Annotated in this window: 20 protein-coding genes, 5 tRNA genes, 3 rRNA genes and 1 riboswitch; of the genes, 22 read left to right on the top strand and 6 right to left on the bottom strand. The window is 46.2% G+C overall.

The genetic code is table 11. From position 1 onward, the window contains the following. Positions 1-8 precede the first annotated feature (8 nt). From rsmB to def, 3 genes are all read right to left on the bottom strand, one after another. Positions 9-1,289 carry a 16S rRNA (cytosine(967)-C(5))-methyltransferase RsmB gene (rsmB, locus tag OCU50_RS14260; RefSeq protein ID WP_060468896.1) on the bottom strand — a complete coding sequence of 427 codons (1,281 nt, stop codon included), beginning with the start codon at positions 1,287-1,289 and terminating at the stop codon, positions 9-11. A gap of 120 nt (positions 1,290-1,409) precedes the next feature. After that, entirely contained in the window at positions 1,410-2,375 is a 966-nt protein-coding gene (fmt, locus tag OCU50_RS14255) for a methionyl-tRNA formyltransferase (RefSeq protein ID WP_060468895.1), read from the bottom strand. 38 nt (positions 2,376-2,413) lie between these two features. Next, positions 2,414-2,926: a peptide deformylase gene (def, locus tag OCU50_RS14250; protein ID WP_004735769.1), complete on the bottom strand. Its 513-nt coding sequence runs from the start codon at positions 2,924-2,926 to the stop codon at positions 2,414-2,416. A 140-nt stretch (positions 2,927-3,066) separates the two neighbouring features. On the opposite strand from def, the gene OCU50_RS14245 reads away from it, so the two are divergent. The 4 genes from OCU50_RS14245 to OCU50_RS14230 are packed head-to-tail and all read left to right on the top strand — an operon-like array spanning position 3,067 to position 6,343. Next, complete coding sequence (locus OCU50_RS14245) at positions 3,067-4,173, top strand: LysM peptidoglycan-binding domain-containing protein (protein ID WP_060468894.1); 1,107 nt, start codon at positions 3,067-3,069, stop codon at positions 4,171-4,173. After that, complete coding sequence (gene dprA, locus OCU50_RS14240; protein WP_060468893.1) at positions 4,170-5,282, top strand: DNA-processing protein DprA; 1,113 nt, start codon at positions 4,170-4,172, stop codon at positions 5,280-5,282. Before OCU50_RS14245 ends, dprA begins: the two co-directional genes overlap by 4 nt. A gap of 2 nt (positions 5,283-5,284) precedes the next feature. Beyond that, positions 5,285-5,761 (top strand): DUF494 family protein, encoded by a 477-nt coding sequence (locus OCU50_RS14235; RefSeq protein WP_060468892.1) that lies wholly within the window; start codon positions 5,285-5,287, stop codon positions 5,759-5,761. Between the two features lie 12 nt (positions 5,762-5,773). After that, positions 5,774-6,343: a DNA topoisomerase family protein gene (locus OCU50_RS14230; protein WP_060468891.1), complete on the top strand. Its 570-nt coding sequence runs from the start codon at positions 5,774-5,776 to the stop codon at positions 6,341-6,343. Positions 6,344-6,431: 88 nt separating this feature from the next. Here OCU50_RS14230 and OCU50_RS14225 read toward each other — a convergent pair whose 3' ends face one another. Together OCU50_RS14225 and purE are read right to left on the bottom strand one after the other, a co-directional pair. Beyond that, a complete protein-coding gene (locus OCU50_RS14225) occupies positions 6,432-7,562 on the bottom strand; it encodes a 5-(carboxyamino)imidazole ribonucleotide synthase (RefSeq protein ID WP_060468890.1) in 1,131 nt (376 codons plus the stop codon). A gap of 5 nt (positions 7,563-7,567) precedes the next feature. Then, on the bottom strand, positions 7,568-8,053 hold the full coding sequence (purE, locus tag OCU50_RS14220) for a 5-(carboxyamino)imidazole ribonucleotide mutase (RefSeq protein ID WP_017073863.1): 486 nt from the start codon (positions 8,051-8,053) through the stop codon (positions 7,568-7,570). A 195-nt stretch (positions 8,054-8,248) separates the two neighbouring features. Here purE and tsaC point away from each other — a divergent pair, with 195 nt between their 5' ends. The 4 genes from tsaC to OCU50_RS14200 all read left to right on the top strand — a co-directional run bounded on the left by tsaC (position 8,249) and on the right by OCU50_RS14200 (position 10,935). Further along, positions 8,249-8,806: an L-threonylcarbamoyladenylate synthase type 1 TsaC gene (gene tsaC, locus OCU50_RS14215; protein WP_004735778.1), complete on the top strand. Its 558-nt coding sequence runs from the start codon at positions 8,249-8,251 to the stop codon at positions 8,804-8,806. 19 nt (positions 8,807-8,825) lie between these two features. After that, positions 8,826-9,743 carry an oxygen-dependent coproporphyrinogen oxidase gene (gene hemF, locus OCU50_RS14210; protein ID WP_060468889.1) on the top strand — a complete coding sequence of 306 codons (918 nt, stop codon included), beginning with the start codon at positions 8,826-8,828 and terminating at the stop codon, positions 9,741-9,743. A gap of 74 nt (positions 9,744-9,817) precedes the next feature. Further along, positions 9,818-10,648 (top strand): shikimate dehydrogenase, encoded by an 831-nt coding sequence (gene aroE / locus OCU50_RS14205; protein WP_060468888.1) that lies wholly within the window; start codon positions 9,818-9,820, stop codon positions 10,646-10,648. Between the two features lie 17 nt (positions 10,649-10,665). Further along, a complete protein-coding gene (locus OCU50_RS14200) occupies positions 10,666-10,935 on the top strand; it encodes a DUF1488 family protein (RefSeq protein WP_060468887.1) in 270 nt (89 codons plus the stop codon). Here the strand turns inward: OCU50_RS14200 and OCU50_RS14195 are convergent. Continuing rightward, positions 10,932-11,477 carry a gamma carbonic anhydrase family protein gene (locus OCU50_RS14195; RefSeq protein WP_060468886.1) on the bottom strand — a complete coding sequence of 182 codons (546 nt, stop codon included), beginning with the start codon at positions 11,475-11,477 and terminating at the stop codon, positions 10,932-10,934. The genes OCU50_RS14200 and OCU50_RS14195 overlap by 4 nt on opposite strands. Before the next feature lie 616 nt (positions 11,478-12,093). Here OCU50_RS14195 and OCU50_RS14190 point away from each other — a divergent pair. From OCU50_RS14190 to thiS, 14 genes are all read left to right on the top strand, one after another. Continuing rightward, positions 12,094-13,646, top strand: a 16S ribosomal RNA gene (locus OCU50_RS14190). A 123-nt stretch (positions 13,647-13,769) separates the two neighbouring features. Then, positions 13,770-13,845 (top strand) — tRNA-Glu (locus tag OCU50_RS14185). A gap of 2 nt (positions 13,846-13,847) precedes the next feature. Then, a tRNA-Lys gene (locus OCU50_RS14180) sits at positions 13,848-13,923 on the top strand. Positions 13,924-13,956: 33 nt separating this feature from the next. Next, positions 13,957-14,032: transfer RNA gene (locus OCU50_RS14175), tRNA-Val, on the top strand. Between the two features lie 465 nt (positions 14,033-14,497). Then, positions 14,498-17,391: ribosomal RNA gene (locus OCU50_RS14170) — 23S ribosomal RNA — on the top strand. 140 nt (positions 17,392-17,531) lie between these two features. Next, a 5S ribosomal RNA gene (rrf, locus tag OCU50_RS14165) occupies positions 17,532-17,647 on the top strand. The 16S, 23S and 5S rRNA genes sit together here with 5 tRNA genes alongside, the layout of an rRNA operon. Positions 17,648-17,714: 67 nt before the next feature. After that, positions 17,715-17,791: transfer RNA gene (locus OCU50_RS14160), tRNA-Asp, on the top strand. Between the two features lie 60 nt (positions 17,792-17,851). Then, positions 17,852-17,928: transfer RNA gene (locus tag OCU50_RS14155), tRNA-Trp, on the top strand. A 212-nt stretch (positions 17,929-18,140) separates the two neighbouring features. After that, complete coding sequence (locus tag OCU50_RS14150; RefSeq protein WP_060468884.1) at positions 18,141-19,523, top strand: multicopper oxidase family protein; 1,383 nt, start codon at positions 18,141-18,143, stop codon at positions 19,521-19,523. 99 nt (positions 19,524-19,622) lie between these two features. After that, the gene (gene crcB, locus OCU50_RS14145; protein WP_060468883.1) at positions 19,623-20,006 is read left to right on the top strand and encodes a fluoride efflux transporter CrcB; all 384 of its coding nucleotides are present in this window, start codon (positions 19,623-19,625) and stop codon (positions 20,004-20,006) included. 62 nt (positions 20,007-20,068) lie between these two features. Next, positions 20,069-20,167, top strand: a riboswitch (TPP riboswitch). Positions 20,168-20,297: 130 nt separating this feature from the next. Beyond that, the gene (gene thiC, locus OCU50_RS14140) at positions 20,298-22,247 is read left to right on the top strand and encodes a phosphomethylpyrimidine synthase ThiC (RefSeq protein WP_060468882.1); all 1,950 of its coding nucleotides are present in this window, start codon (positions 20,298-20,300) and stop codon (positions 22,245-22,247) included. Then, complete coding sequence (locus tag OCU50_RS14135; protein ID WP_060468881.1) at positions 22,247-23,539, top strand: thiamine phosphate synthase; 1,293 nt, start codon at positions 22,247-22,249, stop codon at positions 23,537-23,539. Before thiC ends, OCU50_RS14135 begins: the two co-directional genes overlap by 1 nt. Next, positions 23,529-24,311 carry a HesA/MoeB/ThiF family protein gene (locus OCU50_RS14130; RefSeq protein ID WP_060468880.1) on the top strand — a complete coding sequence of 261 codons (783 nt, stop codon included), beginning with the start codon at positions 23,529-23,531 and terminating at the stop codon, positions 24,309-24,311. The genes OCU50_RS14135 and OCU50_RS14130 overlap by 11 nt, the downstream gene beginning before the upstream one ends. Further along, positions 24,308-24,517, top strand: a complete 210-nt coding sequence (gene thiS, locus OCU50_RS14125; RefSeq protein WP_019820040.1) for a sulfur carrier protein ThiS — start codon at positions 24,308-24,310, stop codon at positions 24,515-24,517. The genes OCU50_RS14130 and thiS overlap by 4 nt, the downstream gene beginning before the upstream one ends. The last annotated feature ends 1 nt before the right edge of the window (position 24,518 follow it).

Here is a 24,518-nt window from a genome sequence, read left to right as displayed (position 1 = left end):
TGTTAGTGTTATGCCTGTTTTACTAGAACTGCGTAGTAGAAGCCATCCATATCTTCTTCTCCAGGCAGTATTTGACGACCCGGGTTTTCGATGTCAGAGCCAACCAGCGTTGCGTTCTCGGTACGCTCTAAGAATGCTTTCACTTGCAGCACGTTTTCTTGCGGCGTGATAGAACATGTCGCATAAACCATGGTGCCGCCTTCTTTGAGCTGGCGCCACATTGCATCCAAAATCTCACTTTGCAGTTCCGCTAGCGCATCAATATCAGAGGCACGACGTAGCCACTTGATGTCAGGGTGACGGCGAATTACCCCCGTCGCTGAACATGGAGCATCAAGTAGGATGCGGTCAAACTGACTGCCCGTCCACCATTCTTCAGGGTAGCGAGCATCACCACAGATGACGTCGGCACGCAGTTGTAGGCGTTCAAGGTTATCGTAAACGCGATCTAGGCGTTTAATATCACTGTCAATCGCAACCACTTCAGTGTCTTGAGTATGTTCAAGAATGTGTGCCGTTTTACCACCAGGTGCTGCACAGCAATCAAGGATTAGCTCACCATCTTTTGGTGTTAGGAAATCAACGGAAAGCTGAGCTGCAGCGTCTTGTACTGATACCCAGCCTCTGTCGAAGCCAGGAAGCAAAGTAACATCACAAGGTGCAGCTAATTTTATGGCATCGGCTGCTTCAGGGTGCAATGTGTATTCAATGTTTTCGTTTTTAAGCAGTTCTGCATACTCGTCACGAGTGTGGTGTTGGCGGTTTACGCGCAGCCACATTGGCGCCTTGCTGTTGTTTGCTTCAATTAATTGCTCCCACTGTTCTGGGTAGCTTTCTTGAAGCATTTTTAGGATCCAGCTTGGATGACTGTATTTGCCCGCATTGTGGCTAATGGCTTTCTCGTCTAGCTCTTCTTGATCGCGTAGGTAGCTACGTAGTACTGCATTGATCAAACCACTTAGGCTTGGGCCGCGTAGTGTTTTGGTTGCTTCCACGGTTTCAGCAACGGCGGCATGCGAAGGAATGCGCATAAAGCCTAACTGATAAATGCCGACTAAGATCAGGTGATGGAAGACGCGCTTTTTACCTTTGAGCGAGTTTTCCATCAGTTCGTTAGCGATTGACTCTAAGCGAGGCAGGTAACGAAGTGCGCCGTAGCAAATCTCTTGCAGTAGAGCATGGTCTCGCGGACGGATCGTTTTTTGAGCCGCAGGGAGAGCGTGTGAAAGAGAGTGGCCTTTATCGACAACTTGGAATAGGACATTTGCAGCAGCAGCGCGAACATTCATGAGGGATACCGAATATTTATTTGAATACATAAGGGCATCTCTGCCCTCGTAAAGGTTTTCTAAGCTGTGTTTTTACAAGCTACACATTTTTAATGTGCATATTGAGTAGCTTTAAAGCGGTTAAGAAAGTTGAGTACCAACTTCAAACCAGCTTGCACGTGAGTTCAAGATGTCTTGAACTGACATGGCTTTTTTGCCTGGAACTTGTAGTTGTTCCAATACCAATACTTTGTCGCCAGTCGCAACGTAGATACCAGTCTTATCTGCTTTGATGATTGAGCCAGGTTGCGCAGATGTTGATTCTTGATCAACACGTGTCTGCCAAACTTTAATGCTTTTTTCATCATTAGAGCTGCTATCAACAATCGCAAAGTGACTCATTGGCCACGGGTTGAAAGCGCGCACACAACGTTCGATGTGTTCTGCACTGTCATTCCAATCAATTTTAGCTTCTTCTTTACTTAGTTTCTTCGCGTAGTTAGCAAGCTTATCGTTTTGCTTCTCAGCAACGGCTTTACCAGACGCGATGTCAGACAAACACTCAACAAGCGCATCAGGGCCAAGGCCAGCTAACTTTTCGTACATTGACGCGCTAGTATCTGTCGCTTCGATTGGCAGCGTTGCGATGCTTAGCATATCCCCCGTGTCTAGGCCGATATCCATCTGCATGATCGTTACGCCAGTCTCTTTATCACCCGCCCAGATAGAGCGTTGAATCGGAGCAGCACCACGCCAGCGTGGCAGGATTGAACCATGCACATTGATACAACCCAAGCGAGGCGTATCTAATACAGCTTGTGGAAGAAGCAAGCCGTAAGCGACAACAACCATGATGTCAGCATTCAAATCTGCTAGCTCTTGCTTCGCTTCATCTGACTTGAAATTTTCTGGTTGGTAGACCGGAATATTGTTTTCAAGTGCGATGTTTTTTACTGGGCTCGCCGTCAGTTTTTTACCGCGGCCTGCTGGACGATCGGGCTGTGTGTAAACAGCAATAACTTCATGCTCCGAAGACAACAACGCCGCCAAATGACGGGCGGCGAAATCCGGAGTACCTGCGAAGACAATTCTTAAAGATTGACTCAAGGTAGACTTCCTTCTTAATTTAGTAATAGCAGCGGTTATTAACCTTGTTTCTCGTTGAAACGCTTAATTTTCGCTAGCTTATCTTGAATTCGTTTACGTTTTAGTGGTGATAGGTAATCAACAAACAACTTGCCTTCTAGGTGGTCAAGCTCGTGTTGAACACAAATAGCCAGAAGGTCGTCAGCGTCGAATGTGAATTCATTGCCTTCACGGTCTAATGCTTTAACCGTTACTTCTGCTGCGCGAGGTACTAGAGCTCGTGCGCCGGGTACTGATAGACAGCCTTCTTCGATGCCATCTTCGCCACGTTTGTCGGTAATTTCAGGGTTGATCAGAACCATAGGCTCGTCACGTGTTTCTGAAATATCGATAACAACGATGCGCTGGTGGAAATCTACTTGCGTTGCCGCAAGGCCGATGCCTTCTTCGTCGTACATGGTTTCAATCATGTCATCAACGAACTTTTGAATCTCTGGGGTTACTTCTTTTACCGGTTTCGCCACGGTACGTAGACGATCATCTGGTAATGTTAATACTTGTAATACAGACATATACACTCGAAATATTGAACTGTGCCGAAACAGCTTAAACCTTGTTGGCTCAATTCTAGACATTTTAGAGGCCAAATGACAGCATCCTGAAGGTAATTCTCTAGTCAGATGTCATATATTCAGACCGAGGAACCTAGGTCATGCGTCATTTTTTACCCACTTTTTCTCTTATTTGTGCTTCGTTTTCGTTCGCCGCTACGGCTGAAAATAGTGAGCAACCTTTAACCATCAAACAAGGTGCACCCGAAGCGTATGTCGTAGTTAAAGGCGATACCTTATGGGATATCTCTGCGATGTATCTCGATAGCCCATGGTTGTGGCCAAGGCTATGGCAGGTAAACCCAGAGATAGAAAACCCACACCTCATTTATCCCGGAGATAAATTGTCTTTGGTTTGGATTAATGGCGAGCCTGTTTTAAGCCTAAAACCTGTCATTAAGCTTAGCCCTAAGATTCGAGTTTCAGAAAAGAAAGCGGTACCTACCGTCAATGAGGGACTGGTACTGCCGTATTTACAGTCTGATCGCTTGGTCGATCGGCAAGATATCGAATCGGCTCAACGAGTTCTAGGGACCAGTGATGGCAAGCGATTCCTGTCTGGTGAAGATAGGTTGTTCATCTCGGGGAACCAGCAACATCAAAAATGGGCTATCTACCGTTCTGTCGAAACGTACCAACGGCAACAACCTCAAACGAGTATGACCTCTTTGCGTTTGGTTGCTACGGCGCGTTTGAAAGAGGTGGATGCTGAATATAGTAGCTTGCAGATAGAGACGCAGCTACAAGAGGTGTTGCTTAATGATCTTGTTCTGCCTGAGCTTGGTGTTGATCAAATGAAGCTTTCAACTACGTTTTATCCTGCGCCTAGTTCTGCGGGTCAGTTTGCCAATATTTTAGGCTCGTTAGAGGGGAATCAATACAGCGCTAAGAATCAGGTCGTCGTTATTAATAAAGGCTCAAAGGATAACCTTCGTCAGGGAACTATGTTTACCCTCAGCGAAAGCGGAGCGATGGTGTTTGGTAAGCAAGGTGAATACAGCTATAAGGAGTCTGTTGCAAGTAACAAAGTGCAGTTGCCAAGTACCTCGCTCGGTAGTTTGATGGTCATTCGCCCTTATGAGTATTTTAGTCTAGCCTTGATCACTCAGAGCACGAAACCAGTTAGCAATGAGATTCTAGCGGTATCCCCTTTGGATCTTGCTGTGGCTGAAGAGGGTTATTCTCAAGAGGTTAATATTGCCGAGTGAATGAGCAACAACTGAGCGCTTGGCTAACTCTGAGTTTTATTCCTCAATTGGGTGGCAAGCGCCTTTCTCGTCTGCTGAGTATTGACTCTCCTTCTAATATTGTTGACTACTCAAGTCAGCAGCTGCAAGCGATTGGCTTGTCAGCTAAGCAAATCTCCTATTTAAGAGAGCAAGCCCCAAGAGAAGTGGAGGCTTGCTTAGTATGGCAAGCAAAACAAACTAACCATCGCATCATTACTCCTAACTGCTCGAATTATCCCAAACTGCTGAATGAGATCGCCTCTGCGCCAAGCGTGCTTTTCGTTAAAGGTCATGTTGAAAAACTGATTGAGCCTCAAATTGCGATGGTCGGCAGTCGTAATGCCAGCCTCGAAGGGTTGCAAACCGCGAAGTCCTTTGCCAAAGAGTTCGTCCAAAACGGTTTGATTGTCACCAGTGGCCTAGCGCTCGGTATTGACGGCTATGCTCATGATGGTGCTTTGGACAAAGGTGGGGAAACCTTTGCAGTGTTGGGTTCTGGCCTGGACTCCATTTATCCAGCACGACACCGAAACCTAGCAGATAGAATTTGTGAGAGTGGCGCACTGATCTCAGAGTTTCGCCCAAACGCAAAACCACGACCTGAACATTTCCCTCGGCGTAACCGTATTATTAGTGGGATGTCTTTAGGGACGTTAGTTGTTGAGGCGGCTGAGAAAAGCGGTTCTTTGATTACGGCTCGTTATGCCATGGAGCAAGGCCGAGAGGTGTTTGCGCTTCCTGGCTCAATTCATAGCCCAACCAGCCGCGGAGGTAACAGTCTCATCAAAGCTGGAGCATGTTTGGTACAGAGTGCTCAAGATGTTCTGATTGAAATAAAGAGTCTGTTAGACTGGTCCATTGATCAGCAGCCCAGTTTGTTCGAACCTACGCCGAATGAGGGTGAAAATGAACAATTGCCATTTCCACAGCTGTTAGCTAACGTAGGGTTAGAAGCGACACCCGTTGATATTTTGGCACAGAGAACCCATATACCTGTGCATGAGGTCATGATGCAGCTTTTAGATCTTGAGCTCTCAGGGCATGTTGTTGCAGTTTCCGGTGGCTATATTCGAAAGGGGAGAGGCTAGCTATGATGATGGACATACTGATGTACTTGTTTGAAACCTACATCCATAGCGATTCAGAATTGCAGGTGGATCAAGATGAACTTGAAGATGAACTTCTTCGGGCAGGGTTTCGCCAAGATGATATTTATAAGGCCCTCCATTGGTTAGAAGATCTTGCGGCATTGCAAGATACTGATAATCAAGCGGCGATTACTACGTGCTCCAATACCTCGATGCGTGTTTATACCAGTCGAGAGATTTCGCGTATTAATATGGAGTGTCGAGGTTTCTTATTGTTTCTTGAACAGATCAACGTACTCACGACAGAGATTCGTGAAATGGTGATTGATCGTGTAATGGGGCTTGAGACCAACGAATTTGAATTGGATGATCTGAAGTGGATTATCTTAATGGTGCTATTCAATGTGCCGGGTAATGAAAGTGCTTACACGCAAATGGAAGAGCTGTTGTACACCAAAGATCAAGGTATCTTGCATTAATGCAGGCTTGTCATGAGTAGTAAGATTGATAATCAGCTTTTTTCAGCACATGAACATGCATTAGAGTATGAACCATGCCCACAGTGTGGTGGAGAGCTTCAGCTTCGCCATGGTAAGCATGGCCCATTTTTAGGCTGTAAGCAGTATCCGAGCTGTGATTACATCAAGCCTTTGCATCAAAACGATGGTCATGTGGTGAAAGAACTTGGGGTGCCGTGTCCTAAATGCCAAAACGAATTGGTACTAAGACAAGGCCGCTTTGGGATGTTTATTGGTTGTAGCAGCTATCCAGAGTGTAATCACATCGAATCTTTGGACCAACCGAAAGAGCGATCTGAAGAGCAGCCACTTGTTGCTTGTCCTGAGTGTGGTCGAGGCCACCTGGTTGAGCGTAAATCTCGCTATGGCAAAACCTTCTATGCGTGCGATAACTACCCTAAGTGTAAGTTCGCCGTTAATCAGCCACCTATTATCGGTCGTTGTGAAAAGTGCCAGTTTCCGCTGTTGCTGGAGAAGAAAACGGCCAGTGGCACTAAAAAGCAATGTGCTGATCGCAAGTGTCATCACATTCAATCTCATTAGTAATACTAATCACAGTAAGTGAATCATCAGAAATAAAAAAACGGCGCTCATTGAGCGCCGTTTCTATATCAAATCCACAATGTAGGACTTACTTCAGTTGCTCTGCGAATTCATGAACAGCAGGGTAGGCTTGCTTATCGAGAATGTTTGCCAATGAACATAATGTTCTTTGCAGCTCTGCGTTGTAGTCAGCACTCACGTTAATGTGGCCCATCTTACGACCAGCACGCTTCTCTTTGCCATACCAATGAACATGACAACCACCTTGAGCAAGAATTGCTTCAGGTAGAGTATCTTCGCCAAGAATGTTGATCATTGCGGTTGGACGAATTAGTTTGGTGCTGCCTAGTGGCATACCACACACGGCACGCAGGTGGTTCTCAAACTGACAAGTCTCCGCGCCTTGTTGCGTCCAGTGCCCCGAGTTATGCACACGTGGTGCAATCTCGTTAACCAGCAGTGAACCTTGAACATCAAAGAACTCAAGTGCTAGTACACCAACGTAATTTAAGCGTTCTGCAATTGCGGTGAACATGGTTTTCGCTTGCTCTTGCAGTTCAATGTCGTCAATTGCGGTTGATAAGCTTAACACGCCATCGGTGTGAACATTTTCAGCCAGTGGATACACTTGGATCTCGCCATTGGCGCCACGAGCACCAACCAGTGATACTTCACGGTCAAACGGAACGAACTCTTCAGCCACAATCGCTTGGTTGTCGGTCGCTGCAATGCACTCAGCCATTTCTGTCCAAGTCGCTTCAACATTATCTAATGTCTTTAAGCGCCACTGGCCTTTGCCATCGTAGCCACCAAGTGTGCTCTTCAATACCATTGGTAGGCCAACGTGAGCGATCGCAGCGTCAAAGTCTTCGCGAGAGTTGATCTCGTAGTATTTGGCATTCTTCACGCTTGCGTCGTCTAACAGCGCTTTTTCAAGGCGACGGTCACCGCCAGCTTTGATTGCTTTTGTTGTCGGTAAAAACTTACCGCTACGCTCACACACCTCAAGTACATCGTGAGGGATATGTTCGAATTCTGCAGTAATGACGTCCGCACGCTCAATCGCGGTGTCTAAGCCGTTGCCTAGAATCGCTTGCGTTAATGGGTGAACAATATTTTTGCTGCCAACATCAAAAGCAGAAATTTCAATATTCAGCGGTGCCCCCGCTAGGGACATCATGCGAGCAAGTTGGCCCGCGCCTAACACAAGAACATGCATGGGAATTAGTCCTCTGCAGGGTTTGGATTAGCCAGAACCGTTTCTGTTTGCTCAGAGCGGAATGCTTCTACTTTCGCCATCACGTCTTCATTGTGTGTACCAATGATTTGCGCTGCTAAGATACCAGCGTTCGCTGCACCCGCTTCACCGATAGCAAGAGTACCTACCGCGATGCCTTTTGGCATCTGTACGATAGAAAGTAGAGAATCCATGCCTTTCAACGCTTTAGACTGAACAGGAACACCAAGAACAGGTACGCTTGTGAAAGCAGCCGCCATGCCCGGAAGGTGAGCTGCGCCGCCAGCACCAGCAATAATCACTTTAATACCGCGCTCTTTTGCACTGGTTGCGTAGTCTGCTAGCAGCTGAGGTGTGCGGTGAGCAGAAACCACTTTTGTTTCGTACGCCACGCCAAACTGATCCAACATTTCTGCAGCTAGCTTCATTGTTGGCCAATCAGATTTAGAACCCATGATAATACCGACAGTCATCTCAAACTCCTTCAGGTACGATTTAATTAGTGATTAGATATTTTGCGCGCATTATACGGGTAAAATCACCCAAGGAAAACGTTTGCGTCGGTCTGAGTTGTTAATTGATACATTTTATAAATAAATAGCTTTAGTCACAGTGAATGATAATTTGTACACTTAGCGAGTTAGACAACAGAATTAATGAGGCAACCCGTGGATAACTTTCAACATACTTTGCAGGCATTACAACAAGGTGAAGTCATTGCTTACCCGACTGAAGGCGTTTTTGGGGTCGGTTGTGATCCCGATAATCCACAAGCCATTAAGAAATTGCTCGATTTAAAACAGCGGCCGATGGAGAAAGGGTTGATCCTAATTGCTGCGAGTTACGAGCAGTTGCTGCCCTATATTGACGAAAGCCAGTTGACGGAAGCGCAGTTAGCGACCGTAAAAGCAACATGGCCGGGACCGGTGACTTGGATAATGCCAACCAGCAGTAAAGTAACTGACTGGGTCAGTGGCCAATTTGAATCCATCGCGGTGCGAGTGACGGATCACCCTTTAGTTCAAAGAATGTGTAATGAATTCGGTAAGCCGTTAACCTCGACCAGTGCTAACCTGACAGGTGAACCGCCTTGTATGACGACTGAAGAAGTTCAACAGCAACTGGGTCAACATTTGGTGGCTATTTTAGAAGGTCAAACGGGTGGTCGTGAGAAACCAAGCGAAATTAGAGATGCAAAAACGTCGAAAATATTAAGACAGGGTTAAACCCTGCAGAGGAAGAAAGATGTCAGCAATTGATAAAGAAGCAGTAAAGCAGTTTTTATTGAGCCTACAAGATTCGATTTGCCAACAGCTTGAGCAAGCTGATGGTAGCGCGTTGTTTGAAGAAGACGCATGGGAGCGCGAACCTGGCGAACGCCTCGGTGGTGGTGGTCGTACTCGTGTGATGACCAACGGTGCGGTCTTTGAGCAAGGTGGTGTTAACTTTTCTCATGTTGCAGGTAAGGCAATGCCGGCTTCAGCAACCGCTCACCGCCCTGAATTAGCCGGACGTAAATTTGAAGCGATGGGTGTATCGTTAGTTATCCACCCTAAAAACCCTTATATCCCAACATCACACGCCAACGTACGCTTCTTTATTGCTGAAAAGGAAGGGGAAGACCCTATCTGGTGGTTTGGTGGTGGTTTTGATTTAACGCCATTCTATCCAGTAGATGAAGATTGCCAGTCTTGGCATCAAACCGCTAAAGATCTGTGCGCACCATTTGGTGATAACGTGTATCAAGAGCACAAAGAGTGGTGTGATAAATACTTCTACTTGCCTCACCGTGATGAAACGCGCGGTGTTGGTGGTCTGTTCTTTGATGACTTAAATGAGTGGGGTTTCGATAAGAGCTTTGCTTACATGCAGGCGGTCGGTGAAGGTTTTGCTGCGGCATACTTGCCTATTGTTGAGCGTCGCAAAGAGACACCTTATGGTGAACGTGAGCGTGACTTCCAGCTGTACCGTCGTGGTCGCTACGTTGAATTCAACCTAGTCTATGACCGTGGCACCTTATTTGGCTTACAAAGTGGTGGGCGTACAGAATCGATATTGATGTCTATGCCGCCGTTGGCTCGTTGGGAATATCGCTACGAACCACAAGCGGGTTCACCAGAAGCCCTGCTTTATAGCGACTACCTAAAACCTCGAGTTTGGTAATTCTTCCTTCCTTATGGTGATAGTGATAGGGTCATTGATATAGATGACCCTTTTTATTTCTGTTAGGTAAGGATATGACACAGCAAGTAGATCGTTATGCCGTTTTCGGTAACCCTATTGGGCAAAGTAAATCGCCATTCATTCACACATTATTTGCTCGCCAAACCAGCCAACAACTTACTTATACAGCACTACAGCCTGAACATGGTGAATTCATCACTGCTGCCAAAGCCTTTTTCAGCGAAGGTGGTCGAGGGTGTAATATCACTGCACCATTTAAAGAAGACGCTTATCAGTTTGCTGACCGATTGACGGAAAGGGCTCAATTAGCTGGCGCCGTTAATACATTGAAGAAATTAGATGACGGAGAGGTCATCGGTGATAACACCGATGGTGAGGGTTTGGTTCAAGATCTACTGCAAAATCAAGTGGTATTAGAGGGTGCTCGAGTTCTCCTGCTAGGTGCTGGTGGCGCTGCAAGAGGAGTGATTCAACCTCTTCTTGATCAAAAGCCGCGACAATTGGTGGTCGCTAACCGAACCAGTTCAAAGGCTGAGTTGCTAGCTGAAATGTTTTCTTCATATGGTAATATCAAAGGAATGGGACTAAGTGATGTGAATGAAGGCTTTGATGTCATTATTAATTCTACGTCATCAGGCCTAAGTGGCCAGCTTCCTGCAGTTTCTGATGCTATTTTCAATTCTAATAGCGCCGTTTATGACATGGTTTACGGATCTGGAACGACAGTATTTAATCAATGGGCGTTAGATAATGGTGTTCACGCTGCTTATGATGGTTTAGGCATGCTGGTGGGTCAGGCTGCAGAGAGCTTTATGCTATGGCGTGGTCTTCGTCCGGGAACTAAGCAGATCTTAAGAGAATTGCGTAGAAATCTAGAGATGTAACAAGGTATTTATAAAAAATGAATCAATCGATCCTATTTCCGGATATCCAAGATTGGGATGAAGAGAGTCAATCTATCACTTTCCCAGCACAGCAGTCAGGTGCATTGCTTGAATGTGTCATGTCTATTGAAGAATTATCCCGATTGGCAGGCAAAGAGATAGAAGAAGGCGATCAAGCTTTAGTTATCTTTTCAGAGTTACGTTTTGATATTGAAGAGCTAGCGGAAGAACTAATAGAAGAAGAGGAGTATGACTCCTCTAATCGAATTCAGATTAAAGCGCTTTAAACAGGAAGCACAGCGTCTAGATAGTCGTTTTTATTCTGAACATAGTTGTCAGCCGACTTCTGCAAGAAAGCACGTTCTTTATCATTTAATGGACGTGCTTGTTTTACTGGGCTTCCTACATAGAGATAACCACTCTCAAGTACCTTGTTAGGTGGAACCAAACTTCCCGCACCAATCATGACTTCTTGTTCGATAACCACACCATCCAGCACAATAGCTCCCATACCGACGAGCACACGATCTTTAATAGTGCAGCCATGCAGCATGACTTTATGACCGATAGTGACATCATTACCTATTAGTAGAGGGTAACCCTCAGGGTTCTCGGCATTCTTATGGGTAACATGCAAAACACTGCCGTCTTGGATATTGGTTCTATCACCTATATGTATGTGGTTTACATCTCCTCGAGCTGCAACCAAGGGCCATACACTAGAGTCATCACCGATTTTGATATCACCAACCAGTACCGAACTTGTATCTATATAGACACCTTGTCCAATCTGAGGGGATATTCCTTTATAACTGCGTATTGAACTCATAAATCCTCCTTTATATAGGCACCTTAAGCCCTTAATTAAGGGGAATACTAGTGAAAACGGGGTGCTTTGAACAAAAAACGCTCGAACAATCAAAAAAGTAAGAAAAACTTCAAAAAGGACTTGCCAGTGTGATCGAAATCTCTATAATGCCACCTCGCTGACACGGGATGGCTTCGGAGCTTAGGTTTCAAAAGCGAAAACAAATCAGCAGGTCAAATTAGCCAAGCTAAACGCTTGAAAAAAGTTTTGAAAATAGTGGTTGACACTAAAACTTAAATCGCTAGAATGGCCGTCCGGTTTGAGCGAAGCTCAAAAAGGAAAAGCTCTTTAACAATTTAAACCTATCAATCTGTGTGGGCACTCGTTGATGAATATCAAAACGTTATTGGTTCTTTTTCGAAAGAGCGTAATAGCAGTTACTTCGGTAACAAATTGATTTCAATGAACTGAGTGACCAATACAAAATTAAGTTTACTTAATTTTGGCACAGTCAATTCATTATCATTCTGTTGGAATGATAATAGCTTTAAAATTACATGTTCATGTTTACATGAATAATAGTTTTAAAGTCAGTATTCGTTGAGTCACACCTATTAATTTAGGTAATCAAAACTTTAAATTGAAGAGTTTGATCATGGCTCAGATTGAACGCTGGCGGCAGGCCTAACACATGCAAGTCGAGCGGAAACGACACTAACAATCCTTCGGGTGCGTTAATGGGCGTCGAGCGGCGGACGGGTGAGTAATGCCTAGGAAATTGCCTTGATGTGGGGGATAACCATTGGAAACGATGGCTAATACCGCATGATGCCTACGGGCCAAAGAGGGGGACCTTCGGGCCTCTCGCGTCAAGATATGCCTAGGTGGGATTAGCTAGTTGGTGAGGTAATGGCTCACCAAGGCGACGATCCCTAGCTGGTCTGAGAGGATGATCAGCCACACTGGAACTGAGACACGGTCCAGACTCCTACGGGAGGCAGCAGTGGGGAATATTGCACAATGGGCGCAAGCCTGATGCAGCCATGCCGCGTGTATGAAGAAGGCCTTCGGGTTGTAAAGTACTTTCAGTTGTGAGGAAGGGGGTAACGTTAATAGCGTTATCTCTTGACGTTAGCAACAGAAGAAGCACCGGCTAACTCCGTGCCAGCAGCCGCGGTAATACGGAGGGTGCGAGCGTTAATCGGAATTACTGGGCGTAAAGCGCATGCAGGTGGTTCATTAAGTCAGATGTGAAAGCCCGGGGCTCAACCTCGGAACTGCATTTGAAACTGGTGAACTAGAGTACTGTAGAGGGGGGTAGAATTTCAGGTGTAGCGGTGAAATGCGTAGAGATCTGAAGGAATACCAGTGGCGAAGGCGGCCCCCTGGACAGATACTGACACTCAGATGCGAAAGCGTGGGGAGCAAACAGGATTAGATACCCTGGTAGTCCACGCCGTAAACGATGTCTACTTGGAGGTTGTGGCCTTGAGCCGTGGCTTTCGGAGCTAACGCGTTAAGTAGACCGCCTGGGGAGTACGGTCGCAAGATTAAAACTCAAATGAATTGACGGGGGCCCGCACAAGCGGTGGAGCATGTGGTTTAATTCGATGCAACGCGAAGAACCTTACCTACTCTTGACATCCAGAGAATCCAGCGGAGACGCAGGAGTGCCTTCGGGAGCTCTGAGACAGGTGCTGCATGGCTGTCGTCAGCTCGTGTTGTGAAATGTTGGGTTAAGTCCCGCAACGAGCGCAACCCTTATCCTTGTTTGCCAGCGAGTAATGTCGGGAACTCCAGGGAGACTGCCGGTGATAAACCGGAGGAAGGTGGGGACGACGTCAAGTCATCATGGCCCTTACGAGTAGGGCTACACACGTGCTACAATGGCGCATACAGAGGGCAGCGAGCCAGCGATGGTAAGCGAATCCCAAAAAGTGCGTCGTAGTCCGGATTGGAGTCTGCAACTCGACTCCATGAAGTCGGAATCGCTAGTAATCGTGAATCAGAATGTCACGGTGAATACGTTCCCGGGCCTTGTACACACCGCCCGTCACACCATGGGAGTGGGCTGCAAAAGAAGTAGGTAGTCTAACCTTCGGGAGGACGCTTACCACTTTGTGGTTCATGACTGGGGTGAAGTCGTAACAAGGTAGCCCTAGGGGAACCTGGGGCTGGATCACCTCCTTATACGAAGATATTGACGATGAGTGTCCACACAGATTGATTAGGTTTAGAAAAGCAAAGAGACGAAGAACTCCCAAGTTCTTCAAGGTTTGTTTCTACTTTTTAAAGTGGAGATAAATTAGCAGTGTCCCGTTCGTCTAGAGGCCTAGGACACCGCCCTTTCACGGCGGTAACAGGGGTTCGACTCCCCTACGGGATACCATTGGGTCGTTAGCTCAGTTGGTAGAGCAGTTGACTTTTAATCAATTGGTCGCAGGTTCGAATCCTGCACGACCCACCATTCTTTCTCCGCGAAGGAATTAAAACTTTTAGTGGGCGATTAGCTCAGTTGGGAGAGCACCTGCCTTACAAGCAGGGGGTCACTGGTTCGAGCCCGGTATCGCCCACCATTCTCTAAATATTCTTGGTTACTTAAATATTTAAACCACTTCTTTTGTTGTTGGTTAGTATTTTTGTCCCTGAGAGTCTTTAGAAAATGTGAATTTTAGAACAAGGTTCTGGAAGTCTCATGCTCTTTAACAATTTGGAAAGCTGACTGATTACTTAATTGGTTTTCACTTTAAAAAGTGAAATCAAACAGCTCTAGGCTGTGATTAAGTTAATCAAATTTAAAAGTTCTCAATGTTTATCTGCTCTTATTTAATAAGAACAGCATAAACACAACAAACACATTCAAGTGTCTTGTATTCGAATGATCAGAAATGATTGTTCATTTTTTGATTCTACTTTTTATTAAAAAGTGGAAACAAAAAGTAAATTGAGTCCGGCAAACAGTCATCAAGAATTAACCCTTCTTGACGACAACCAAAAACCTTGGTGATTTGACATCAACACGAAACTTCTTCGGGTTGTATGGTTAAGTGACTAAGCGTACACGGTGGATGCCTTGGCAGTCAGAGGCGACGAAAGACGTAATAACTTGCGATAAGCCCAGATTAGGTAGTAATAACCGTTTGAGTCTGGGATTTCTGAATGGGGAAACCCACGTGCATAAGCACGTATCTTGTTGTGAATACATAGCAACAGGAGGCAAACCGGGGGAACTGAAACATCTAAGTACCCCGAGGAAGAGAAATCAACCGAGATTCCGAAAGTAGCGGCGAGCGAAATTGGATTAGCCCTTAAGCTTTTAATGATGCAGGTGAAGCCTCTGGAAAGTGGCGCAGTAAAGGGTGATAGCCCCGTAACCGACACATCATCATCAGTGAAATCGAGTAAGGCGGGACACGTGATATCCTGTCTGAATATGGGGGGACCATCCTCCAAGGCTAAATACTACTGACTGACCGATAGTGAACCAGTACCGTGAGGGAAAGGCGAAAAGAACCCCTGTGAGGGGAGTGAAATAGAACCTGAAACCGTGTACGTACAAGCAGTAGGAGCACCTTCGTGGTGTGACTGCGTACCTTTTGTATAATGGGTCAGCGACTTAATTTTAGTAGCAAGGTTAACCGTTTAGGGGAGCCGTAGGGAAACCGAGTCTTAACTGGGCGTACAGTTGCTAGGATTAGACCCGAAACCAGGTGATCTAGCCATGGGCAGGTTGAAGGTTGAGTAACATCAACTGGAGGACCGAACCGACTAATGTTGAAAAATTAGCGGATGACTTGTGGCTAGGGGTGAAAGGCCAATCAAACCTGGAGATAGCTGGTTCTCCCCGAAAGCTATTTAGGTAGCGCCTCGGACGAATACTACTGGGGGTAGAGCACTGTTAAGGCTAGGGGGTCATCCCGACTTACCAACCCTTTGCAAACTCCGAATACCAGTAAGTACTATCCGGGAGACACACGGCGGGTGCTAACGTCCGTCGTGGAGAGGGAAACAACCCAGACCGCCAGCTAAGGTCCCAAAGTATAGCTAAGTGGGAAACGATGTGGGAAGGCTCAGACAGCCAGGATGTTGGCTTAGAAGCAGCCATCATTTAAAGAAAGCGTAATAGCTCACTGGTCGAGTCGGCCTGCGCGGAAGATGTAACGGGGCTAAGCTATACACCGAAGCTGCGGCTACGTACCTTAGGGTGCGTGGGGTAGGGGAGCGTTCTGTAAGCCGTTGAAGGTGGTCTGTAAGGGCTGCTGGAGGTATCAGAAGTGCGAATGCTGACATGAGTAACGATAAAGGGAGTGAAAAACTCCCTCGCCGGAAGACCAAGGGTTCCTGTCCAACGTTAATCGGGGCAGGGTAAGTCGACTCCTAAGGCGAGGCCGAAAGGCGTAGTCGATGGGAAACGGGTTAATATTCCCGTACTTCTTACAATTGCGATGGGGGGACGGAGAAGGCTAGGTGGGCCTGGCGACGGTTGTCCAGGTTCAAGTATGTAGGCGGGTGGTTTAGGTAAATCCGGACCGCTACTAACGCTGAGATACGATGTCGAGCACCTACGGGTGTGAAGTCATTGATGCCATGCTTCCAGGAAAAGCCTCTAAGCTTCAGATTGTAAGGAATCGTACCCCAAACCGACACAGGTGGTCGGGTAGAGAATACCAAGGCGCTTGAGAGAACTCGGGTGAAGGAACTAGGCAAAATGGTACCGTAACTTCGGGAGAAGGTACGCTCTTATCAGTGAAGTCCCTTGCGGATGGAGCAGACGAGAGTCGCAGATACCAGGTGGCTGCAACTGTTTATTAAAAACACAGCACTGTGCAAAATCGTAAGATGACGTATACGGTGTGACGCCTGCCCGGTGCCGGAAGGTTAATTGATGGGGTTAGACTTCGGTCGAAGCTCTTGATCGAAGCCCCGGTAAACGGCGGCCGTAACTATAACGGTCCTAAGGTAGCGAAATTCCTTGTCGGGTAAGTTCCGACCTGCACGAATGGCGTAATGATGGCCACGCTGTCTCCACCCGAGACTCAGTGAAATTGAAATCGCTGTGAAGATGCAGTGTACCCGCGGCTAGACGGAAAGACCCCGTGAACCTTTACTACAGCTTGGCACTGAACATTGAACCTACATGTGTAGGATAGGTGGGAGACTATGAAATTGCGTCGCTAGATGTGATGGAGTCGTCCTTGAAATACCACCCTTGTAGTTTTGATGTTCTAACGTTGGCCCCTGAATCGGGGTTACGGACAGTGCCTGGTGGGTAGTTTGACTGGGGCGGTCTCCTCCCAAAGAGTAACGGAGGAGCACGAAGGTGGGCTAAACACGGTTGGACATCGTGTGGTTAGTGCAATGGCATAAGCCCGCTTGACTGCGAGAATGACAATTCGAGCAGGTGCGAAAGCAGGTCATAGTGATCCGGTGGTTCTGAATGGAAGGGCCATCGCTCAACGGATAAAAGGTACTCCGGGGATAACAGGCTGATACCGCCCAAGAGTTCATATCGACGGCGGTGTTTGGCACCTCGATGTCGGCTCATCACATCCTGGGGCTGAAGTCGGTCCCAAGGGTATGGCTGTTCGCCATTTAAAGTGGTACGCGAGCTGGGTTTAGAACGTCGTGAGACAGTTCGGTCCCTATCTGCCGTGGGCGTTGGAAAATTGAAAGGGGCTGCTCCTAGTACGAGAGGACCGGAGTGGACGAACCTCTGGTGTTCGGGTTGTCATGCCAATGGCATTGCCCGGTAGCTACGTTCGGAATCGATAAGCGCTGAAAGCATCTAAGCGCGAAGCGAGCCTTGAGATGAGTTTTCCCTGGCACTATAAGTGTCCTAAAGGGTTGTCGTAGACTACGACGTTGATAGGCAGGGTGTGTAAGTGCTGCGAGGCATTGAGCTAACCTGTACTAATTGCCCGTGAGGCTTAACCATACAACACCCAAGGGGTTTTGTGGACTCAAAGAAAGACCAGACCTTGAATGCGTTTGAAGAGACTTTTATTGCTCTATTGAATAGAGACGCAGCTTTCCGAATTATTAATTGTCGCTGAGGCGTCAATTAAACAGAATTTGCTTGGCGACCATAGCATTGTGGACCCACCTGATCCCATGCCGAACTCAGTAGTGAAACACAATAGCGCCGATGGTAGTGTGGGGCTTCCCCATGTGAGAGTAGGACATCGCCAGGCTTTAAATTAAATCTTTAGGTTGACCGACTTGGAGATATGGACGCTCACTTAGTGAGTTGACCACTGCGGAGTGGTAGTTCAGTTGGTTAGAATACCGGCCTGTCACGCCGGGGGTCGCGGGTTCGAGTCCCGTCCACTCCGCCACTTATTCTAACACCTCGCCTAGTGCGAGGTTTTTTCGAATTTGAAGTAAGATAAAGTTTTAGGGGTGTAGCTCCAATTGGCAGAGCAGCGGATTCCAAATCCGCGTGTTGGGAGTTCGAATCTCTCCACCCCTGCCATATTTAAGGCTCTAGCAGAAATGCTAGAGCCTTTTTGCTTTCTATTTTTTAGTCGATAATTCCTATTTTAATAAAACCTAGTCTTAAAAATGTAAGCACTCACTTACTTTGCTTCTTTTATAAACAATAAATAGCACAAACTAAATTTCTTTATGAGAATTGTTCTCAATATTTTGTTACATTTTAGTCGTTATTACTAAAAGGCAACAAATATGGATATTTCCCGTCGTAAGTTTATTCAATCATCCCTCGCTATATCTGCACTAATAGTCCTACCTGCTTGTTCAATGAAGCGGTCTGTTGATGAACAAGGAAAGTATGTTTATGACTTAACTGCTGAATCTTCAACGGCTGAGTTAGTCGCGGGGTTTGATACCAATGTTTTAGCCTTTAATGGTCATATTCCTGCTCCGATGATTCGATGTCGACAGGGTGAGAAGGTCACAATTCGTTTTACTAATAAGCTTTCAGAGCCAACGACCATTCACTGGCATGGTCTGCGAATTCCAATCGAAATGGACGGGGTTCCTTTCTTGAGCCAACCACCGATAATGCCGGGTGAAACCTTCATTTATGAGTTTATACCGCCAGATGCCGGCACATTTTGGTATCACCCACACATGAACAGCGTCAAGCAGCTTGGTATGGGTTTGGTTGGCCTTATTGTTGTAGAAGAAAGCACTCCAGTGCAGTTTGACGAAGAACACGTATTGATGCTTAAACATTGGCATATCGACAAGCAAGGTCAATGGAAAGACTTAATGATCCCACGTCTCAGTGCTCGTATGGGCACTCCTGGTGAGTGGAGTAGTGTTAATGGAGTACATGAACCCACCTATCAACTGAAGCAGTATGCAACGACTAGGCTACGTATCGCTAATGTTGATAACACGATTACCTATCCGATTGCTATTGAAGGGGCTGAAGCATGGGTCATTGCCATCGATGGCAACCCTGTAAAGACACCTTATAAGCTGACTCAACACAAAATTGGCCCAGGTATGCGTGTTGATCTCGGTCTGATAGCACCTAAAGCTGGTGAGCGAGTGAACGTCCTTCAAATGAAGGGGCGTTTTCCTTTCTCTTTATGTGAGTTCGAAGTTGTAGGTTCCTCCCTTGTTGAGAGTCGCTCTCTACCTTCTTTACCCCTTAATCCTGTACCCAATTTAGATTTAGCTAATGCTGAAGAGATCGACTTTGTGTTCGAGTGGGAAGGGGCGGTTTCACCAGTTTCTAAAGATGGGAAGTCCATGCCTAAGTTTTGGCTTACTAATAAACGAGCATGGGAGGGGATGAGCAAAGGCAATATCCCTGAGCCGTTGGCGACTTTAGACCTAGGCAAAACCTACATATTCGATCTTAAGAACGTCACTCAATATCATCACCCAATTCATATTCATGGTCATACATTCACTGTATTGGAACTTGATGGAAAAAAAATAGAAGAACCTTTCCATACTGATACTGTGCTACTTGGGAAAAATGGCCGAGCGAAAGCGGCATTTGTTGCCGACAACCCTGGTCGCTGGATGTATCACTGTCATGTTATAGAACACATGAAAACGGGTTTAATGGGATATATTGAAGTTAAGTGACACCTGTAACGTTTAATATTTGCGCATATATTCTTAGTTTCTACCCTCGCTTTTATCGGCGGTAAAGTTAGAATGTAGGGATACTGTTTGGGAGGGTTCATGGGTCAGTTATCTATTTTAGGTTTTATTGCCATTGGTGGGGCATTTGGTGCTTGCTCACGTTATTTGATTTCAGAGTTATGTGTGGTGATGTTAGGGCGTGGTTTTCCTTATGGTACGCTAACTGTTAACGTTATTGGTTCCTTTATCATGGGATTACTTATTGCGGCATTTGAAAATGAGATACTCGCAACGGAACCATGGAGACAGATTATCGGTCTAGGTTTCCTAGGTGCACTGACGACGTTTTCTACATTTTCGATGGATAACGTGCTTCTTATGCAGCAGGGTGCATTTTTTAAGATGGGGATCAATGTACTGCTAAATGTGGTTCTCAGTATCTCAGCAGCATGGATCGGCTTCCAACTTTTGATAAAGTCTTAAAGTTTTCTTACGATTTGTTAACAACTCGGCTTGGTTTATCTAAGCCGTTTTTATATACTCGATCATACTTGTCGGAGTGCCATATGGCTGAGACCGTTAACTCGGGATCCGTTGAACCTGATCAGGCTAATACCTGCGAAGGGAACAAGAGTAGATATCTAACTAGAAACCTTCTAGAGATCTATCTCCAGATCACTACTGTATTTCTTACCGTGATCCCTCTTGTAGCATCTAATCCGTCAAGCATTTTTTATCCCTATAAATAATGGCTAAAAGCCAAGGAAAAATGCTATGTCGAGTCGTAAACAAGCAAGACTGGAAGCGAAGAATTTCATTGATTCTTTATCCGTACAACCTTACCCAAATTCGAAAAAGGCTTACATTCAAGGATCTCGAGAGGACCTTCAAGTACCTGTACGAGAAATATCACTCGCTGATAGCTTGGTTGGTGGCAGCAAAAAAGAGCCCGTATTCGAGCCTAACGAGCCTATTCATGTCTACGATACCTCAGGTGTTTATACCGATCCTACGCATGAAATAGACCTTTATAGCGGCCTTCCTAAGTTGCGAGAGCAATGGATTGAAGAGCGTGGCGATACTGAACTGCTCGATGATGTAAGCTCTGTTTACACCAAAGAACGTTTAGAAGATGAAACCCTAGACGACCTTCGTTACGGAAACCTGCCTAGAATTCGTCGCGCTACTGGCGACCAATGTGTAACTCAACTGCATTATGCTCGTCAGGGAGTTATCACTCCTGAGATGGAGTACATTGCAATACGTGAGAACATGGGGCGTCAGAAGTTTGCTGATGAACAACTGAACCATCAACACCCTGGCCATAACTTTGGCGCAAACCTACCGAAAGAAATTACCCCTGAGTTCGTACGTAAAGAGGTTGCTGAAGGTCGCGCTATTATCCCTTCAAACATTAACCACCCCGAATCTGAGCCGATGATTATTGGCCGAAACTTCTTAGTGAAAGTGAACGCCAATATCGGTAACTCATCAGTAAGCTCTTCAATTGAAGAAGAAGTTGAGAAGCTAGTATGGTCAACTCGCTGGGGCGGCGATACTGTAATGGACCTTTCTACTGGCCGTAATATCCACGAGACTCGTGAATGGATCCTGCGTAACAGCCCAGTACCAATTGGTACGGTTCCTATGTATCAAGCGCTTGAAAAAGTGAATGGCGTAGCCGAAGACCTCAACTGGGAAGTGATGCGCGATACCTTGATTGAACAAGCAGAGCAGGGCGTTGATTACTTCACTATTCACGCAGGTTTACTGCTTCGCTACGTGCCTATGACGGCTAAACGTGTGACTGGCATTGTCTCTCGTGGTGGCTCTATTATCGCGAAATGGTGTCTTGCACATCACCAAGAAAGCTTCCTATACACACACTTCCGTGAGATCTGTGAGATTTGTGCGAAGTACGATGTGGCTCTTTCATTAGGTGATGGTCTGCGTCCTGGCTCTATTGCAGATGCCAACGATGAGGCTCAATTCTCAGAGTTACGTACTCTAGGTGAGTTAACTAAAGTGGCTTGGGAATACGACGTTCAGGTGATCATTGAAGGTCCTGGACATGTACCTATGCATCTTATCAAAGAGAACATGGACGAGCAGTTAGAGCACTGCCATGAAGCGCCTTTCTATACATTAGGCCCGCTGACGACAGATATCGCACCGGGTTATGACCACATTACCTCTGGCATTGGTGCGGCGATGATAGGTTGGTACGGTTGTGCGATGCTTTGTTACGTAACCCCTAAAGAGCATTTAGGTTTACCAAATAAAGAAGATGTGAAGACCGGCTTAATTACTTACAAGCTGGCCGCACATGCTGCAGATTTGGCAAAAGGGCATCCGGGCGCACAAATCCGAGATAATGCATTATCTAAAGCTCGTTTTGAGTTCCGTTGGGAAGACCAATTTAATCTAGCTTTAGATCCAGAAACAGCACGTTCTTTCCACGATGAAACTCTGCCACAAGAGTCGGGCAAGGTCGCTCACTTCTGCTCTATGTGTGGACCTAAGTTCTGCTCGATGAAGATTTCTCAAGAAGTTCGAGAGTATGCGAAAGACACAGAACAAGTAGCGGCTGATCAGGCTATCGAGATTAAGATGCTAGATAACCCGTTGGAGGGTATGCGTCAAAAATCACAAGAGTTCCGTGATACTGGCTCTGAACTCTATCACCCTGCTGTAGGCGCAAAAGAAGCTCAATTAGAGGAATAATGACAGTGAAGATTCTCATCCCATCTCAATACATCGAGTTAACGGGGGAGGTTCAAAACTGTCTATTGGTTGCTAAACGACAAGGTTTAGCAACTGATGCAGTTGAGTTGGGTGTAAGCCCAACTCGATACTTCTCTATCGTTGATGCTCAACAGGCACTATCTATTGGCTTTGCTCATGATATTGATTCATTGGCGGAGTGTCAGTTAGCGCAACTGAACCATGTTGTTGATTACAGTAATTCAGTTGCGTTGACCGATGTGTGTGCTGCTTTGACTCAAGCTTCGAACACCGTCTATATCGGAGTCTCCGATGATTCAGCTGTGTTAGATATCTGGTCACACTTAGATGTTAATCGTGTTATCAAGAGTGAAACAACAGCTCCTCAAGAATTAGATAGTCGTGGCCACTTTGCTTGGTTACTTACTTTATTGGCGTTGGAATTTCCATTGGAAGACGCGTTGGTTTTAGCTCGTGCTGCATCGAATGTTTCACGTGGAACATGGCCTACACACTATCAAAATTTTCCTATCCCTGTTCTAGAAGATGAACGATTGGATATCAGTGTTGGTTGGGCCAACCAAGGTATATCACTTTCTTTCCCTGAGTTAACAAAGAATAGCCTCGGCTTATACCCGGTTGTTGATGACGTTGAGTGGATAGAAAGGTTGCTTAAGCTTGGGATTAACACCGTCCAACTGCGTATTAAGAACCCTCAACAAGCCGATTTAGAGCAACAAGTCGCACGATCGATCGAACTTGGTCGAGAACATAACGCGCAGGTTTTTATTAACGATTACTGGCAGCTTGCACTCAAGCATGGTGCTTTTGGTGTGCACCTTGGGCAAGAGGATATTGAAGAATCAAACCTTTCCCAACTGAGCCAAGCGGGCATTAAGATCGGTTTATCTACTCATGGTTATTATGAGTTGCTGCGCATCGTCCAAATCAATCCAAGCTACATTGCATTAGGCCATATATTTCCGACTACGACGAAACAGATGCCATCAAAGCCTCAAGGCTTGGTACGTTTATCTCTGTACCAGCAGCTAATTGATACCATCCCATACACAGAAGAACTTACTGGTTATCCTACGGTTGCTATTGGCGGTATTGACCAATCGACAGCTGCACAGGTTTGGGATTGTGGTGTATCGAGCTTAGCGGTTGTACGTGCGATTACATTAGCGGAAGCCCCACAAGAAGTGATCGAATTCTTCGATAAGCTGATGGCTCCTAGGTCTTCAATGACGAGTAATGAGGTTATGCGGGAGCCTAGCTATGCTGAGTGACTTTGAGTTCATCCGTTACCAACGACAAATTGCATTACCTGAGGTGGGTGAGCAAGGGCAACGAAACCTGTTAAACAGCCATGTGTTGGTGATTGGTTGCGGCGGTTTAGGTAATGCCGCTGCTCTCTATCTCGCAGCTTCTGGTGTCGGAAGAATCGTGTTGGTCGATGACGATTGTGTTGATTCGTCCAACCTGCAGAGACAGGTAGCGTTCAAGGAAAGCCAATTAGGTTCACCTAAGGTTGAAGCACTCAAACAACAACTGAATGAGCTCAATGACCGAAGCCAAGTAAGAACCATCAATCAACGAATGAGTGACAGCCAACTTGAATTAGAAGTAATGTTAGCTGATCTCGTGTTGGATTGTACTGACAACTTCGCGTCACGCCAGCAGGTTAACCGAGCTTGTTTTAAAGCGAATACACCTTTGATATCGGGTTCTGCAATCGGCTGGAAAGGTCAATTTATTGTCTTTGATTATCAGAATCAGAAAGGGTGTTACCACTGCATTTTCCCGTTTGAGCACCATCCACAAACAACGCGTTGTAGTGATAGCGGCATCATTGGTCCAGTGGTCGGCACTATAGGTAATCTCCAAGCGCTTGCTGCTATTCAGCGTATTAGTGGTGGCGAGTTTAAAGTCGCAACGCATCAGCTAAAGCTGTTCGATGGCCAGACCATGAACTGGCAAAACCTAATGATCACGCAAGATAGCGAATGTCCGGTTTGCCACACAACTGCGATCCAACACCTAGAAGAAGAAGCACAATGAGCCACATAACTATTTCTATAAACGAGCAACCAGAGCAGGTCGCGCAATCGTCGTCTCTTTCAGACATCATCCAAGCACTATCGCTACCTGATTTGGGGTGTGTGTTTGCTATCAATAACGCGGTTGTACCACGCAGTCAATGGCAACAAACCATCGTCAACGAAGGTGATTCCATCTCTCTTTTCCAAGCTATTGCAGGGGGCTAAC

This window comes from Vibrio toranzoniae, assembly GCF_024347655.1.
Taxonomy (GTDB): Bacteria; Pseudomonadota; Gammaproteobacteria; order Enterobacterales; family Vibrionaceae; genus Vibrio; species Vibrio toranzoniae.
Note: the sequence above shows the minus strand (reverse complement) of the source record. Positions and strands in the feature narration are given on the sequence as shown.